Genomic DNA, 14,490 nt, shown 5'->3' on the forward strand with positions numbered 1-14,490 from the left:
GCGCCGAAGATGGGTTCATGAAGATTTTGCTCATCGGCGGCACGGGGTTCCTGGGGCGCGCCATCGCGGAAGAGGCGTTGGCGCGCGGCCATGAGGTCACGACGTTCAACAGAGGGCAGAGCGGCGGCGACGTGCCGGGCGTCGAGGCCGTGCGCGGCGACCGTGAGTCCGTCGCCGACCTGGAGCGGCTGGCCGACGGCCGGTCGTGGGACTTCGTGGTGGACACGTCCGGGTATGTGCCGCGGGTGGTGGGCGAGTCGGTGCGGGCGCTGTCGGGCCGGGCGGCGACGTACGCGTTCATCTCCAGCGTCTCGGCCCTCGACGGGTTCCCCGCCAAGGCCGCGACCGAGGACACCGGCGGATGGCCGTGCGAGCCCGACGCCGGTCCCGACGACGGCGACTACGGTGTGCTGAAGGCCGGGTGCGAGCGGGCGGTCGAGCAGGGTTTCGACGGCAACGCGCTGATCATCCAGCCTGGGCTGATCCTCGGCCCGTACGAGAACGTGGCCCGGCTGCCCTGGTGGCTGACCCGCATCTCGCGGGGCGGCCGGGTGCTGGCGCCCGGCGATCCCGCCGAGCCGATGCAGCTCATCGACGCCCGCGACGTCGCCATCTTCACCCTTGACCAGGCCGAGCAGGGCGTCGCCGGCCGCTTCGCGGTGACCGGCCCGGCGGGCAACACCACCTACGGCGAGTGGCTGGAGCTGTGCAAGCAGGTCACCGGGTCCGACGCGGAGTTCGTGTGGATGGACGCGGAGTTCCTGGTCGCGCAGGGGGCCGGGGCGTTCGTGGAGCTGCCGCTGTGGGGCGGGCCGCCGTCGGAGGAGAACGCCAACTTCTGGAGCGTGCCGACGGGCAAGGCCGAGGCGGCGGGGCTGCGGGCGCGTCCGGTCGCGGAGACCGTGCGTGACACGTGGGCGTGGCTGCGGGAGATCCCGGAGGAGGAGCGTTCCTACGGGCGCAGGATGGTGCACGGGATGGCCCCGGAGAAGGAGGCCGCCATCCTCGCCGCCTGGGACGCCCGCTCCGCCTGACCCCGAAAGCGCCGCCAGGACCCAGCGGAAGCGCCGTCGAGCCCCGGGCGGAGTAGCGCCGTCCGGGCCTCGGTGGAGACGCCGTCGGGCCTCGGCGCAGATGCCGTCGGGCCTCGGCGCAGCCGCCGTTGGGCTCCCGCGGAGGCGGGCCGTCAGGGTTCGGCTGAGGCGTCGTCAGGGTGCCGCGGCTGTCAGGCATCCCCGGAGGCGGCTGGGTTTCCGCCCCTCGCCGCCGGGCGCCTGACGCGTCGTCGAAACCTTGTGAGCTGGGAAGACGCATACAGCTCAGCTCGACGGGCAGGTGACTGCACGGTGTACGTGAACTCACGGGGGAGGGTTCGACGATGACGTACCAGAGCAGGCCCGTCACGGGCTGGGTTGGCTGGGTATGGTTCGCCGGCATGCTCATGATCATGGCCGGCGTGTTCAACATCATCACCGGTCTCTACGCGGTGATCAACAGCGGGCTGTTCGTCCGCACACCATCCCGCCTGCTTTTCTTCAACGTCGGCACTTGGGGCTGGATCCACCTGTTGTTCGGGATCGTCCTGCTCCTGACCGGTATCGCGGTGAGCGTGGGGCAGACCTGGGCCCGCGTCGTGGCGGTGGTTCTCGTCATGATCAACGCGATGACGCAGCTGACCTGGATCGCGGTCAACCCGTGGTGGTCGCTCGCGGTCATCGCGGTGGACGTACTGGTGCTGTACGCCCTGATCGTGCACGGCCGCGAGGCCCAGGAACTGGGAGGTGAGAGACGAGCCGGCCTGTAGGCCGGGTTCTGTCCTTCGCGAACGAAGGGGCGACCATCCATCTAGGGCCGCCGTTGCCGGCGGCCTCAAGCGGTCTACCCGCGCGGCTCGGGCGGGCAGCCCTCGAACGTCGCGCGCGGAACGCTCCGGAGAGCGTCCCTTCTTGACCTTGCTCCGGGTGGGGTTTACCTAGCCGCCCACGTCACCGTGGGCGCTGGTGGTCTCTTACACCACCCTTTCACCCTCACCTCCCACCGAAGCGGGAGGCGGTCTGCTTTCTGTGGCACTGTCCCGCGGGTCACCCCGGGTCGGCGTTACCGACCACCCTGCCCTGTGGAGCCCGGACCTTCCTCGGCGGGCCCGAAGGCCCGACGCGGCCGCCCGGCCGACTCGTCTTCAGGGAGGTTATCAAACCTCAAGCCGTTCCCAACCGAGTCGCAAGATCGATTGGGTGGGATGGGCATGTCACCGCCTGAGGGGGGCGGAGGCAGCAGCGGCCGCGCCGGGATGTTCTGGCGGCTCCCGGCGCGGCCGCGCTCAACGCCCGCAGGCTGCTCGAAGCACGGCTTCGCCACCGCTGCGCTCAACGCGAACGGGTCGTGTCGCCGGGCGTGCTCAACGGAGGTGGGCGGTGTCGTTGAAGGACTTCACCACGGCGGGGCCGTCGGCGTAGTACTCGATCAGCGACAGGCAGGCCAGGTCGAGGTGCATGCGGTAGAGCGCGCCCAGAGGCGCCGTGAGGGCGTCGCGCAGCAACATCTTGATCGGTGTCACGTGGGAGACGACGAGGACGGTCTTGCCCTCGTAGCGCTCCACCAGCCGCTCCCCCGCCGCCTGGACGCGGCGGGCCGCCATGGCGAAGCTCTCGCCACCGGGCGGCGCGGCGTCGGGGCCGGCCAGCCAGGCGGCCAGCTCGGCGGGCCACTCGCGCTGGACCTCGGTGAACGTGTGCCCCTCCCAGGCGCCGAAGTCGGCTTCCCTGAGGTCTTCGTCGATCTCGACGTCGAGCCCGGTGCGCTGGGCCACGGCCTCGGCCGTCTGCCTGGCCCGCTTGAGCGGCGAGGAGACGATGACGTCCGGCCGGTACGGCTCCCGCGACAACCGGTCGGCCGCCGCCGCCGCCTGGGCCAGCCCATTGGCGGTGAGCTCGGCGTCGCCGAGGCCGGAGAACCTGCGTTCGACCGACAGCGGCGTCTCGCCGTGCCTGAGCAGCAGCAGCGAGGTGGCCACGCGGGTGGGCGGGGCCCAGCCGGTGCCCTTGGAGCGCTGCTGGGCGGCGGCCACGGAGGCCGTGGGGGCCGACAGCTCGGCGATGGCGCCCGCGTCGAGGAGGTCGGTCTGCTCGACGACCGGCGCCGGTGTGCGGGCCGCGGGCACGGCGGCAGCCGGGACGGACCCCGGCGCGCCGGTGTCGTGGGTGCCGCCCGCCTTCCAGGTCAGGCCCTTGGCGGCGGCGTCCATGGCCTCGTTGGCCAGCCGGTCGGCGTGTTTGTTGTGCTCGCGCGGGATCCAGGTCCACTCGACCACCCGCAGCCGCCTGGCCAGCGCGCCGGCCTCAAGGGCGAGCGGACGCAGCCCCTCGTTCTTGATCTTCCAGCGGCCGGCCATCTGCTCGATGACCAGCTTGGAGTCCATCCGCACGGCCACCTCGGCGCCCTCGCCGCCCACCCCCAGCACGGCGGTCAGCCCGGCGATCAGCCCCCGGTACTCGGCCACGTTGTTGGTCGCGACGCCGATCGCCTCGGCGGCCTCGGCCAGCACCTGGCCGTCGGCGGCGTCCCGGACGACCGCGCCGTAGCCGGCGGGGCCCGGGTTGCCGCGCGAGCCGCCGTCGGCCTCGATGACGTAGGACGTCACAGGCCGGACTCCGGGGTGCGGACCAGGATCCGCCGGCACTCCTCGCAGCGCAGCACCTCGTCGTGGGGGGCGGCCTTGATGGAGTTCATCTCGGCGATGGACAGGGCCACCTTGCAGCCCTGGCAACGACCGCCGTGCAGCATGGCGGCGCCCACGACGTACTGCTCCTTGAGCTTGTCGTAGAGCTTGAGCAGATCGGCGGGGATCTCGCCGGCGACGGCGGCGCGGCGGCCCCGGACCTCGCCCGCCTCCTTGTCGATCTCGGTCAGCGCGGCGTCACGGCGGTCTTCGGCGGCGGCGCGGGTGGCGGCCACCTCGTCGCGCTGGGCGACCAGGTCGGTGACCTTGCTGTCGGCCGCCTCCCTGCGCTCCATGATCTCCAGCACGACCTCCTCCAGGTCGCCCTGGCGCTTCTGCAGCGAGGCGATCTCGGACTGCAGGCTCGCCAGGTCGCGGGGCGAGGTCACGGCGCCGGAGTCGAGGCGCTTCTGGTCGCGGTCGGCGCGGGTGCGCACGGCGTCGACGTCGTTCTCCGCCTTGGTCTGCTCGCGCGCGAGGTCGCCGGCCTCGGTCTCGGCCTCGATGACCTGGGTGACGAGCCGGGCCAGGCGCTTGGACTGCTCGTCGATCTCGGCCAGCTCGGGCAGGGTGCGCCGGCGGTGCGCCAGCCGGTCGATCACGGAGTCGAGCTCTGCCAGGTCGAGCAGTCGCTTCTGGGCCTCAGGGGCTGCTTTCATGATCAATATCCTCTTGTCCAAGCATCGGTGACCGTGGCGGAGACGCGCGTTTCAACGGTAACGCCACTGGAGCGCAGGATGGACGCCGCGCTGTCGAGCCAGGGCCACTCGGTGGCCCAGTGGGCGGCGTCGATCAGGGCGGGGCCACCGGACTCGACGAACTCACCGGCCGGATGGTGCCGCAGGTCGGCCGTGAGGAACACGTCGACGTCCGCGGACCTGGCCGCGCCGAGCAGCGAGTCGCCCGCGCCGCCGCTGACCGCGACGCGCGAGACCGGCCGGGCCAGGTCGCCCGCCACGCGCAGGCCGCCGGCGGTGCGCGGCAGCCCCTTGACGGCCTGCGCGGCGAACTCCCCCAGCGTCGTGGGCTCGGGCAGCTCGCCGATGCGGCCCAGGCCGCGCCAGGGGTCGTCGGGGAAGGGCTGGAGCGGTACGAGGTCGCCGGTCAGGCCCACGGCCCTGGCCAGGGCGTCGGAGACGCCGGGATTGGCGGTGTCGGCGTTGGTGTGGGCGGTGTAGAGGGCGACCTCGTGCTTGATCAGGCGGTGGATCAGGCGGCCCTTGGGCGTGGTGGCGGCCACGCTGGTGGTGCCGCGCAGGTAGAGCGGATGGTGGGTGACGATCAGGTCGGCGCCCCAGTCGAGGGCCTCCTCGCCCACGACCGCGACCGGATCGACGGCGAACAGCACCTTGTGCACCCGCTGGGCGGGGTCGCCGCAGACCAGCCCCACCGCGTCCCACGACTCGGCCCGGGCGGGCGGGTAGGCCGCCTCGAGCACCTCGATCACCTCAGTCAGCGTCACAGCAGCCACCTGCGCAGACTACCGGCCCGCGGAAGGGTCGCGCGGGGCGCGGCGGAGGGTGTCGCCGGAACACGGTTCGGCGTACTGTAAGTGGATCCTGACTTCGCGGAGGACGGCATGGCACCCAGCGTCGCGATCATCGGAGCGGGCTTCGGCGGCCTGTGCATGGCGATCCGGCTGCGGCGCGCCGGGATCGGCTCTTTCACCGTCTTCGAGAAGGCCGCCGACCTCGGCGGCACGTGGCGGGACAACAGCTATCCGGGCGCCGGCTGCGACATCCCCTCGCACCTGTACTCGTACTCGTTCGAGAAGTACGCGAGCTGGACCCGCCGTTACCCAGCCCAACCCGAAATCCTCTCCTATCTAGAGCATTGCGCTGATAAATACGACGTCAGGCGAAAAATCCGCTTCGGCGCGGAAGTACGGCGCGCGGCCTTCGACGGCCGCCGCTGGCAGGTCACCAGCGTCCACGACGGCGGCGAGCGCACCGAGGCGTTCGACGTGGTCGTCATGAGCGTGGGCCAGCTCAACCGCCCCCACCTGCCCGAGATCCCCGGCATGTCCGACTTCGAGGGCGTCTCCTTCCACTCGGCCCGCTGGAACCACGACCACGACCTCACCGGCCGCCGCGTCGCCGTGATCGGCAGCGGCTCGTCGGCGGCCCAGCTCATCCCGGCCGTCGCCGAGCGGGCCGCGCACCTCGACGTCTTCCAACGCACGCCCAACTGGGTGATCCCCAAGCCTGACGCCACCTTCGGCCCGCTGGCCCGGCTGGCCTTCCACTACGTCCCGGGCCTCCAGCGGGTCTACCGGGAGTTGATCTACCGGTACGGCGAGGCCACGCTCTACCCGGCCCTGGCCGAGGGCTGGAGCGCCGGCCTGCTGAAGAAGCGCGCCCTGGCCCACCTGCGCGCCCAGGTCCCCGACCCCGTCCTGCGGGCGAAGCTGACGCCGGGCTATCCGCCCGGTTGCAAGCGCGTCGTCATCGACAGCGCCTTCTACCCGGCGCTGACCAGGCCGGACGTCGACGTCGTCACCGATCCGATCGTCCGGATCGGGCCGAAGGGCGTGGAGACCGCCGAGGGGCTGCGCGAGGCCGACACGATCGTGTACGCCACCGGCTTCCTCAGCACCGAGTTCCTGGCCCCGATGGAGGTCACCGGGCTCGGCGGACGGTCGCTGGCCGAGCAGTGGCGCGACGGCGCGCACGCCTACCTCGGCATCTCGGTGCCCGGCTTCCCCAGCATGTTCCTGCTCTACGGCCCGAACACGAACCTGGGGCACAACTCGATCATCTACATGATCGAGTGCCAGGTGCGGCACGTCATGGCATGCCTGGCGCGGGTGGCCGAGCAGGGGCCGATCGAGGTGCGTCCCGAGGCGATGGCCGCCTGGACCAGGCAGCTCGACGCGGCAATGGACCGCATGGTGTGGGGCGAGGGGTGCCGAAGCTGGTACAAGACGGCCGAGGGACGGATCACCAACAACTGGCCCGGCCCGACGACGCTCTACCGGCGGCTCACCGCCCGGCCGCCGCGCGGGGCGTACCGGAGGGTCGAGGAGGTCCCGTCTTCGGTGCGGTGAACAAGATATGGGCAAAAAATCGGACTTGAGGCGCATTGGAGCAGGTCGGGGGCGCGCGGTAACGTCCTTCGCATGACGCTTCCCCTGCACCGGCGTGCCGTCGTGGCCGACACCCACAATGATCTCCTCATGGCGGTCGCCGCCCGGCCGCCCCAGCAGTGGGCCTCCTTCTTCCGCCGGCGGTGGCTGCCGCAGCTCGTCGAGGGCGGGGTCGACCTGCAGATCCTGCCGGTCTTCATCGACGACCAGTACCGGCCCGAGGGCGCGCTGCGGCAGACGCTGCGCATGATCGAGTGCGCCCACGTGATCGCGGAGGGCAACCCCGACGCCGTACGGCTCTGCCTCGACGGCTCGGCGATCGACGCGGCGCTGGCGGAGGGCAAGATCGCCCTGGTGCTCGCGCTGGAGAGCATGCCGGGGCTCGACGAGAGCGTCGAGCTGATCTCGACCGTCCACCGGCTGGGCGTGCGGGTGGCCTCGATCGCGCACTTCGGGCGCACGCCGCTGGCCGACGGCAGCGCCGAGGACGCCACCGGCAGCGGCCTGACCAGCCGCGGCGTGGCCGCCCTGGGCGAGATGGAGCGGCTGGGCATGGTGTTCGACGTCTCGCACCTCGGCGCGTCGGGCGTGGCCCACGTGCTGGAGCTGGCGACCAAGCCGGTCATGGCCACCCACTCCGCGGCCCGCGCGCTGCGCGACCACCACCGCAACCTCACCGACGACCAGCTCCGCGCGGTCGCCGCCACGGGCGGCGTGGTCTGCGTGAACTTCTTCGCCCCCTTCCTGGCCGAGCGTAAGGAGGACATGACGCTCGACCGCCTGCTCGACCACATCGAGCACGTCGCGCAGGTGGCCGGGATCGACCACGTCGGCCTCGGCCCCGACTTCATCCGCGAGGTCATGGAGGACCTGACGCCCCCGTGCTGCGAGGACCTGGAGCCCGACGACCTCGACTCCAAGGCGTCGATCCCCGGCCTGGAGGGGCCCGTCGGGCTGCCCATGGTGACCGAGGGGCTGCTCGCCCGCGGCCTGCCGGAGAAGGACGTCGCCAAGATCATCGGAGGGAACGTCCACCGGTTCCTCGGAGAGCGGCTGGCATGATCGAGGATCTGGAGGAGCTGGTCCTGTGCGAGTCGTTCTCGCGTGACCTCGCGGCCGTGGCCCGCAGCGCCGAGGTCGTGGCCGCGATGGGGGCCCGCTACCTAGGGGCCCGGCCGGAGTTCCTGGTGATCGACGGCGTCACCCATCTGCGCTGGTCGTTCGGCACGCCCAGGGTGCTGCTGCTCGGCCACCACGACACCGTCTGGCCGATCGGCACGCTGGCGACCCACCCCTGGTCGGTCGTCGACGGCGTGGCGCGCGGGCCGGGCGTGTTCGACATGAAGGCCGGGCTGGTGCAGACCTTCCACGCGCTCGCCGGGCTCGGCTCGCTCGACGGCGTCACGCTGCTGATCACCGGTGACGAGGAGCTGGGCTCGATCACGTCCGCGCCGCTGATCACGGACACCGCGCGAGGGCTGGCCGCCGCGTTCGTCATGGAGGCCAGCGCGGACGGCGGCGCGCTGAAGACGTCCCGCAAGGGCACGTCGATGTACACGCTGCGGGTGCGCGGCAAGGCGGCCCACGCCGGGCTGGAGCCGGAGAAGGGCGCGAACGCGGGCGTCGAGCTGGCGCACCAGATCCTGGCCATCGCCGCCCTCGGAGCCGGTGACACGACGGTCACCCCGACCGTGCTGCGCGGCGGGACGACGCTCAACACCGTCCCGGCCGAGGCGACGGTGGGGGTCGACGTGCGGGCGAGCACGGTGGCCGAGCAGCTGCGGGTGGACGCGGCGATGCGGGCGCTGGCGCCCGTGGTGCCCGGCACGCGGCTGGAGGTCGAAGGGGGCCCCAACCGGCCGCCGCTCGAAGCCGCGATGTCGGCCTCGCTGTACGCCCTGGCCCAGGATCTGGCCGCAGGGCTGGACGTGGGCCCGCTGACCGCCGCCGCGGTGGGCGGCGCCTCCGACGGGAACTTCACCGCGGGGGCCGGCTGCCCGACGCTCGACGGGCTGGGCGCGGTGGGCGGCGGCGCGCACGCCGACCACGAGCACGTGGTGGTGGCCGAGATGCCGCGCCGCGCAGCCCTCCTCCGCGCCCTGATCGACGCCGTCCTGACCGAGGCCGCGCGCTGACCGAGGCCGCACTTTGATCGAGGCCGTGCGCTGACCGAGGCCGCGCCGGAGCGACCTGGGCCCGGCGTCGCGGCCCCGGCCAGGGCGGCCGGGCCCGGTCGGCGGGAGCGGGGGTGAGCGGCGGGGACAGCATTCTGTCACTCCTTCACCAGTGGTATCGATATGGTGACTGCCTGTAGTCATTTGACGTGCGCCGCCGCTCTCGGGGCGCACGTTGACCAGGGAGGTTCCATGAAATCCGTGCTGACCGCCGCTCGCAGGACGGCCGCCCTAGCCCTGTGCGCGTCCGCCGCGCTCGTCGTCCCGTTCGGGGCGAGCCCGGCCGGTGCCGCCGCCGCCGCCGACGAGCCGGGCGTGCTGCTGTACATCACCGTCACGCCGAGCAACGGCGGCGGCGCGTACGCGATGCGGCTCACCTGCGACCCCGACGGCGGCACCCACCCGCGCCCGCGCACGGCCTGCGCCGAGCTGCACGAGGTCGACGGCGTGGTCAAGGACCTCAACGTCGACCCGGGCGCGTGCCCGCGCAACTACTCCCCCGTCTCCGTGCACGTCAGGGGCCACTGGTACGGCCGCACGACGTCCTACGACAGGAAGTTCGAGAACGACTGCCTGATGGAACGCACGCTCGGGCCGCTGGTGAAGTGATCCCCGGCAGTCCCTGACATGCCCGTCCGCCGAGCGCGGGCGGGCATGTCGCCGTCCGGCGGGCATAGTGGGGGCATGACGAGCCGGGAGGAGGCCGCCGAGGCGGCGGCCAAGAGTGGTGTGACGATCCGCGAGTTGCACGAGATGGGCGAGTTCGCGCAGGTCTTCCGGCTCTTCGACGAGATCTGGCGGCCCGATCCGGGCAACGCGCCGATCAGCGTCGAGTTGATGGCGGGGTTCGCGCACACCGGCAACTACGTGGCCGGTGCGTACGAGGACGACGTGCTGGTGGGCGCGTCGGTGGGCTTCCGGGCGGCGGAGGGCGCGCTGCACTCGCACGTGACGGGCGCCTCGATCGGCCGGGGCATCGGCTACGCGCTCAAGCTGCACCAGCGGGCGTGGTGCCTGGATCGGGGCCTGGACCGCGTCACCTGGACCTTCGATCCGCTCGTCCGCCGCAACGCCCGGTTCAACCTGGTCAAGCTGGGCGCCCGCCCGCAGGAGTACCTGCGCGACTTCTACGGCGTCATGGCCGACGCGATCAACGAGGGCGACTCCTCCGACCGCCTGCTGGCGGTGTGGCCGCTGGACGAGCGCCCGGTCGGGCCACGGGTGGAACCGGCCGAGGGCCGCGTCCGGGTGCTGGCCGAGGACGGCTCCGGCCCGGTCGTGCGGCCGGCCGACGCGGACGCCGTGCTGGTGGGCACGCCGCACGACGTCGAACGGCTGCGCGTGCACGACCCGGCGGCGGCCAGGGCCTGGCGGACGGCGATGCGCGAGGTGCTGGGCGGCCTGATGGAGTCCGGCGGGCGGGTGGACGGGCTCACCGACCAGGGGGACTACGTGGTGACCCTGACCGGATAGTTCACCGGCGTAAGCGATCTGCGTAAGGTGACGGTACGGGAAGCCGACCGAGGAGATCCGCATGACGGACTTCACCCCCACCGTCCCCGCGCGAGTCCTGCCGTCCGTCGCCGTCCGCGACCTGCCCGACCCTCCCCGCTCGACCTGGCGCGTCATCGGCCCGGGGCTGGTCGGGGCGGGGGTGGGGCTGGCGTCGGGCGAGTTCATCCTCTGGCCCTACATCGCCTCCCAGGTGGGGCTGGTGTTCGTCTGGGGCGCGGCGGTCGGCATCGTCACCCAGTGGTTCCTGAACATGGAGATCGAGCGGTACACGCTGGCCACCGGCGAGACCGCGCTGACCGGGTTCAGCCGGATGTGGCGGCACTGGGGGCTGGTCTTCGTCGTGATGACGCTGGCCTCGAACCTGTGGCCGGGGTGGGTGACCACGTCCGCGACCATGGTGACGTACCTGACCGGGGCCGGGGCGGGCGGGGTGCGCTGGATCGCGATCGGCATGCTCGTCGTGATCGCGCTGGGCCTGACGCTGGCGCCGGTGATCTACACGGTCCTCGAACGGGTGATCTTCGTGAAGATCGCTCTGGTGGCCACGCTGGCGGTGGTCGCCATCCTGTTCGCGATCAACGCCGACAGCTGGGTCGAGCTGGGCAAGGGGCTCACCGTAGGCGCCCGCTTCCCGGCCGGGGAGCTCGGGATCGCCGTGCTGATGGGCGCCGTCGCCTACGCCGGCGCGGGCGGCGGCCAGAACCTGTGCCAGAGCAACTGGATCCGCGACAAGGGCTTCGGCATGGGCGTGTACGTCCCGCGCCTGGTCAGCCCGGTCACCGGCGAGGAGGAGGCAACCGCCTCGACCGGCTTCCAGTTCCCGCCGACCGACGACAACCTGGCGCGCTGGCGCCGGTGGTGGCGCTTCGCCAACGCCGAGCAGGGCGCCACGTTCGCGCTGGTGTCGTTCCTGACGATCGGGCTGATGTCGATGCTGGCCTACTCGACCGTCTTCGGCCGGCCGGAGGTGGCGGGCAAGAACGACATCGGCTTCCTGAAGGTCGAGGGCGAGGTGCTGCAGGGCGTGGTCGGCACGTGGTTCGGGATCCTGTTCTGGCTGATCGGCGCGCTGGCCCTGTTCGCCTCGGCGATGGGCATCGTCGACTACACCTCGCGGTTGGCCTCGGACACGATCAAGACGGTCTACCTGCGCGACCGTCCCGTGTCGGTGAACCGGGTGTACTTCGTCACCGTCTGGGCGATGACGCTGGTCGGCATCGCGATCCTGCTGCTCGGGCTCGACCAGCCGCTGATCCTGCTGGTGTTCTCGGCGTGCTTCGCGGCGGTGATGATGTTCGTGTACTCGATCCTGCTGATCGTGCTGAACCGGCGGGCGCTGCCGGAGGCGATCAAGGTCAGGTCGTACCGGCTGGGGGCGCTGGTCTGGTCGGTGCTGTTCTTCGGGACGCTGACCGTCCTGGTGGTCGTCCAGCAGGTGCAGAAGCTGACCGGCTGAGCGCCGGGGTTGACCTCAAGTTCACTTGAGGTAGGACACTCGGCGGCATGGATGTTGTCGAGGTGACGAAGTTCGGTGGTCCCGACGTGCTTCAGGTGCGGCGGGTGGACGATCCCGTCGCGGGGCCGGGGCAGGTGGTCGTCGGCGTCTCGGTGGCCGACGTGATGTCGCTGGACGCCCAGTTGCGCGCCGGGTGGGGGCAGGAGTGGTTCCCGAACCGGCCGCCGTTCGTGCCGGGGACCGGGGTGGCCGGGCGGGTGGTGTCGGTGGGCGAGGGGGTGGATCCCGGCTGGACGGGGCGTCGGGTCGCGGCCCTGGTGTCCGGCGGGTACGCCGAGCGGGTCGTGACCGGCGTGGACACGCTCGTGCCGGTGCCCGACGAGGTGAGCTCGTGGCTGGCGGCGGCGTTGCTGCAGGTGGGCCCGGCGGCGATCAGCCTGGTGGCGGCGGCGGAGCTGAAGCCGGGGGCGCGGGTGCTGGTCACGGGGGCCGGCGGGGCGCTGGGCCTGCCGATCGTCCGGCTCGCGCGGGCCGCCGGCGCCCGGGTGACGGCCGCCGCGCACGGCCCGGCCAAGCGGGCGGCGGCGCTGGCGGCGGGCGCGGCCGAGGCGGTCGACTACCCGGCCCTGGCCACCCGTGAGACCGATGGGGGCACCGACCACCACGCCCTGAACGCCACCGGCCCCCACGAGACGGAAGCGGGCGCGGGAGCTGACGTGACCATGGCCGGCGGGGGCGCGGTGGGGGCGTTCGACGTGGTCTTCGACGGGGTCGGGGGGCGGGTGGGGGCCGAGGCGTTCGCGTCGCTCGGGCCCGGCGGGGTGTTCTTCGCGTACGGGGTGCCGAGCGGTTCGACCGCGCTGGTGGACCCGGCCGAGGCGGCGCGCCGGGGGGTGCGGCTGGTCGGCATGGAACAGGTGCAGTTCGCCCCCGAGGAGTTCCGCCGCCTGGCCGGGCAGGCGCTGCGCATGGCGGCCACCGGCGAGCTGACGACCGTCGTCGGCCTGGCCGTGCCGCTCGACCGCGCCCACGAGGCGCACGCCGCCCTGGAGGCCCGCGAGCTGGTCGGCAAGGCGGTCCTGCTGGTCACCGCCCAGGCCGTGCGCTACCACGAGCACGGCGGCCCCGAGGTGCTGGCGCTGGAGGAGGTGCCGCTGCCCCGGCCCGGGGCCGGGCAGGTACGCGTGGCGGTCCGGGCGGCGGGGGTGAACGCCCTGGACTGGAAATTGCGCACCGGCTTCCGCGGCACGCCGCCCGACGGCCCGCAGGGCACCGGGATCGAGCTGGCCGGGACGGTCGACGCACTCGGCCCCGGGGTGACCGGCCTGGCGGTGGGCCAGGGGGTGTTCGGGCAGGTCCCGTCCGGGGCGGCGGCCACGTACGCGCTGGCCGAGGCCGCCGCGCTGCGTCCCAAGCCGGAGCACCTGTCGTACGCGGAGGCGGCCGCGCTGCCCGTCGCGCTGGAGACCGCCCACCGCGTGCTGGCGGAGCTGGGCCTGCGCGCGGGTGAGACGCTGCTCGTCCACGCGGTCGCGGGCGGCGTCGGCCTGGCCGCCGCGCAGCTCGCGCTGGCCCGGGGCGCCCGCGTGATCGGCACCGCGAGCGAACGCCACCACGCCTTCCTGCGCGACCTCGGCGTCGTGCCGGTCACCTACGGGGACGGGCTGGAGCAGCGCCTCCCCGACCCCGTGGACCGGGTGCTGGACGCCTCGGGACGCGGCGAGGTCGCGCTGTCGGTCAGGCTCACCGGCGATCCGGCCAAGGTGATCACCATCGCCGACCCGGCGGGCGCGGCCGAGCACGGCGTGCGGTTCTCCACGGGCAAGGGCGGGCCGTTCCCGGCGGACGTGCTGCCGCGCGTCCCGGTCGCGGAGGTGTTCCCGCTGGAGCGGGTGGCCGACGCCCACCGGCGCAGCCAGGACGGCCACTTCCTCGGCAAGCTGGTCCTCGACGCGGAAGCCTCCTTGCCGCGTTAGCGGGCAGACTGGGCGCACGCTGGAAGACTCCGCCCGCCTGCTCAAGCTGCTCTCGCTGCTCCAGGCGCACCGCGAACGGACGGGCCCGGAGCTGGCCACCCGGCTGCGGGTCTCGACCAGGACGATCCGCAACGACGTCGGGCGCTTGCGCACGCTCGGCTACCCCGTGCACGCCACGCCCGGGGCAGCCGACGGGTACCGGCTCGGCGCGGGGGCGGCGCTGCCGCCGCTGCTGTCCTGCCCGCCCGGCTGCGGCGCGGGGTGAGCACGCTCAACGCCTGGACCGTGCAGATCCCGGGGCAGCTCCCGGGGTCGGCCGCGGCGCCCGTCCGGCCGGAGGCGCTGTCCGCGATCGCGAACGCCGCCCGCGACCACGAGCGCCTGCGCTTCGACCACACCGGGCACGACGGCTCGTCGACGGTCCGGGACGTGGAGCCGTACCGGCTGGTCCACCGGCGCGGACGGTGGTATCTGATGGGCTACGACGTCGAGCGGGACGACTGGCGCACCTTCCGGGTCGACCGCCTGCTCCCCCGGACACCGGCGGGCGGTCAGCGGACGGTAGG

General features: G+C 72.9%; 11 protein-coding genes, 1 other RNA gene and 2 pseudogenes. 10 read left to right on the plus strand and 4 right to left on the minus strand.

Annotated features, from left to right (window positions below; genetic code table 11):
* The first annotated feature begins 17 nt into the window (after positions 1-17).
* Positions 18-1,034, plus strand: a complete 1,017-nt coding sequence (locus ACIBQ6_RS33215) for an NAD-dependent epimerase/dehydratase family protein (protein WP_397216657.1) — start codon at positions 18-20, stop codon at positions 1,032-1,034.
* A gap of 751 nt (positions 1,035-1,785) precedes the next feature.
* Here the strand turns inward: ACIBQ6_RS33215 and rnpB are convergent.
* From rnpB to ACIBQ6_RS33235, 4 genes are all read right to left on the minus strand, one after another.
* Positions 1,786-2,176, minus strand: an RNA gene (gene rnpB / locus ACIBQ6_RS33220) — RNase P RNA component class A.
* A gap of 222 nt (positions 2,177-2,398) precedes the next feature.
* Positions 2,399-3,640 carry a bifunctional RNase H/acid phosphatase gene (locus ACIBQ6_RS33225; RefSeq protein ID WP_397216659.1) on the minus strand — a complete coding sequence of 414 codons (1,242 nt, stop codon included), beginning with the start codon at positions 3,638-3,640 and terminating at the stop codon, positions 2,399-2,401.
* Positions 3,637-4,377 carry a C4-type zinc ribbon domain-containing protein gene (locus ACIBQ6_RS33230; RefSeq protein ID WP_364328731.1) on the minus strand — a complete coding sequence of 247 codons (741 nt, stop codon included), beginning with the start codon at positions 4,375-4,377 and terminating at the stop codon, positions 3,637-3,639. The genes ACIBQ6_RS33225 and ACIBQ6_RS33230 overlap by 4 nt, the downstream gene beginning before the upstream one ends.
* A gap of 2 nt (positions 4,378-4,379) precedes the next feature.
* Complete coding sequence (locus ACIBQ6_RS33235; RefSeq protein ID WP_397216662.1) at positions 4,380-5,180, minus strand: Nif3-like dinuclear metal center hexameric protein; 801 nt, start codon at positions 5,178-5,180, stop codon at positions 4,380-4,382.
* Between the two features lie 117 nt (positions 5,181-5,297).
* Here ACIBQ6_RS33235 and ACIBQ6_RS33240 point away from each other — a divergent pair, with 117 nt between their 5' ends.
* The 9 genes and pseudogenes from ACIBQ6_RS33240 to ACIBQ6_RS33280 form a co-directional block, all read left to right on the plus strand.
* Positions 5,298-6,764, plus strand: a complete 1,467-nt coding sequence (locus ACIBQ6_RS33240) for a flavin-containing monooxygenase (protein ID WP_397216664.1) — start codon at positions 5,298-5,300, stop codon at positions 6,762-6,764.
* Between the two features lie 72 nt (positions 6,765-6,836).
* The gene (locus tag ACIBQ6_RS33245; protein WP_397216666.1) at positions 6,837-7,865 is read left to right on the plus strand and encodes a dipeptidase; all 1,029 of its coding nucleotides are present in this window, start codon (positions 6,837-6,839) and stop codon (positions 7,863-7,865) included.
* Complete coding sequence (locus ACIBQ6_RS33250; RefSeq protein WP_397216668.1) at positions 7,862-8,938, plus strand: M20 family metallopeptidase; 1,077 nt, start codon at positions 7,862-7,864, stop codon at positions 8,936-8,938. Before ACIBQ6_RS33245 ends, ACIBQ6_RS33250 begins: the two co-directional genes overlap by 4 nt.
* A gap of 231 nt (positions 8,939-9,169) precedes the next feature.
* Positions 9,170-9,586 (plus strand): SSI family serine proteinase inhibitor, encoded by a 417-nt coding sequence (locus tag ACIBQ6_RS33255; RefSeq protein WP_397216670.1) that lies wholly within the window; start codon positions 9,170-9,172, stop codon positions 9,584-9,586.
* A 75-nt stretch (positions 9,587-9,661) separates the two neighbouring features.
* Positions 9,662-10,450 (plus strand): GNAT family N-acetyltransferase, encoded by a 789-nt coding sequence (locus ACIBQ6_RS33260; RefSeq protein WP_397216672.1) that lies wholly within the window; start codon positions 9,662-9,664, stop codon positions 10,448-10,450.
* Between the two features lie 61 nt (positions 10,451-10,511).
* Positions 10,512-11,948, plus strand: coding sequence for an Nramp family divalent metal transporter (locus ACIBQ6_RS33265; protein ID WP_397216674.1), 1,437 nt, complete (start codon positions 10,512-10,514; stop codon positions 11,946-11,948).
* Positions 11,949-11,995: 47 nt separating this feature from the next.
* Positions 11,996-13,018 (plus strand): annotated as a pseudogene (locus ACIBQ6_RS33270) (zinc-binding dehydrogenase); the annotation flags it as partial.
* 12 nt (positions 13,019-13,030) lie between these two features.
* Positions 13,031-13,924: an NADP-dependent oxidoreductase gene (locus tag ACIBQ6_RS33275; protein WP_397216809.1), complete on the plus strand. Its 894-nt coding sequence runs from the start codon at positions 13,031-13,033 to the stop codon at positions 13,922-13,924.
* Positions 13,925-13,943: 19 nt separating this feature from the next.
* Positions 13,944-14,473, plus strand: a pseudogene (locus ACIBQ6_RS33280) (helix-turn-helix transcriptional regulator); the annotation flags it as partial.
* Between the last annotated feature and the right edge of the window lie 17 nt (positions 14,474-14,490).

The sequence above is a fragment of the Nonomuraea sp. NPDC049655 genome (assembly GCF_044465465.1).
Lineage (GTDB): Bacteria > Actinomycetota > Actinomycetes > Streptosporangiales > Streptosporangiaceae > Nonomuraea.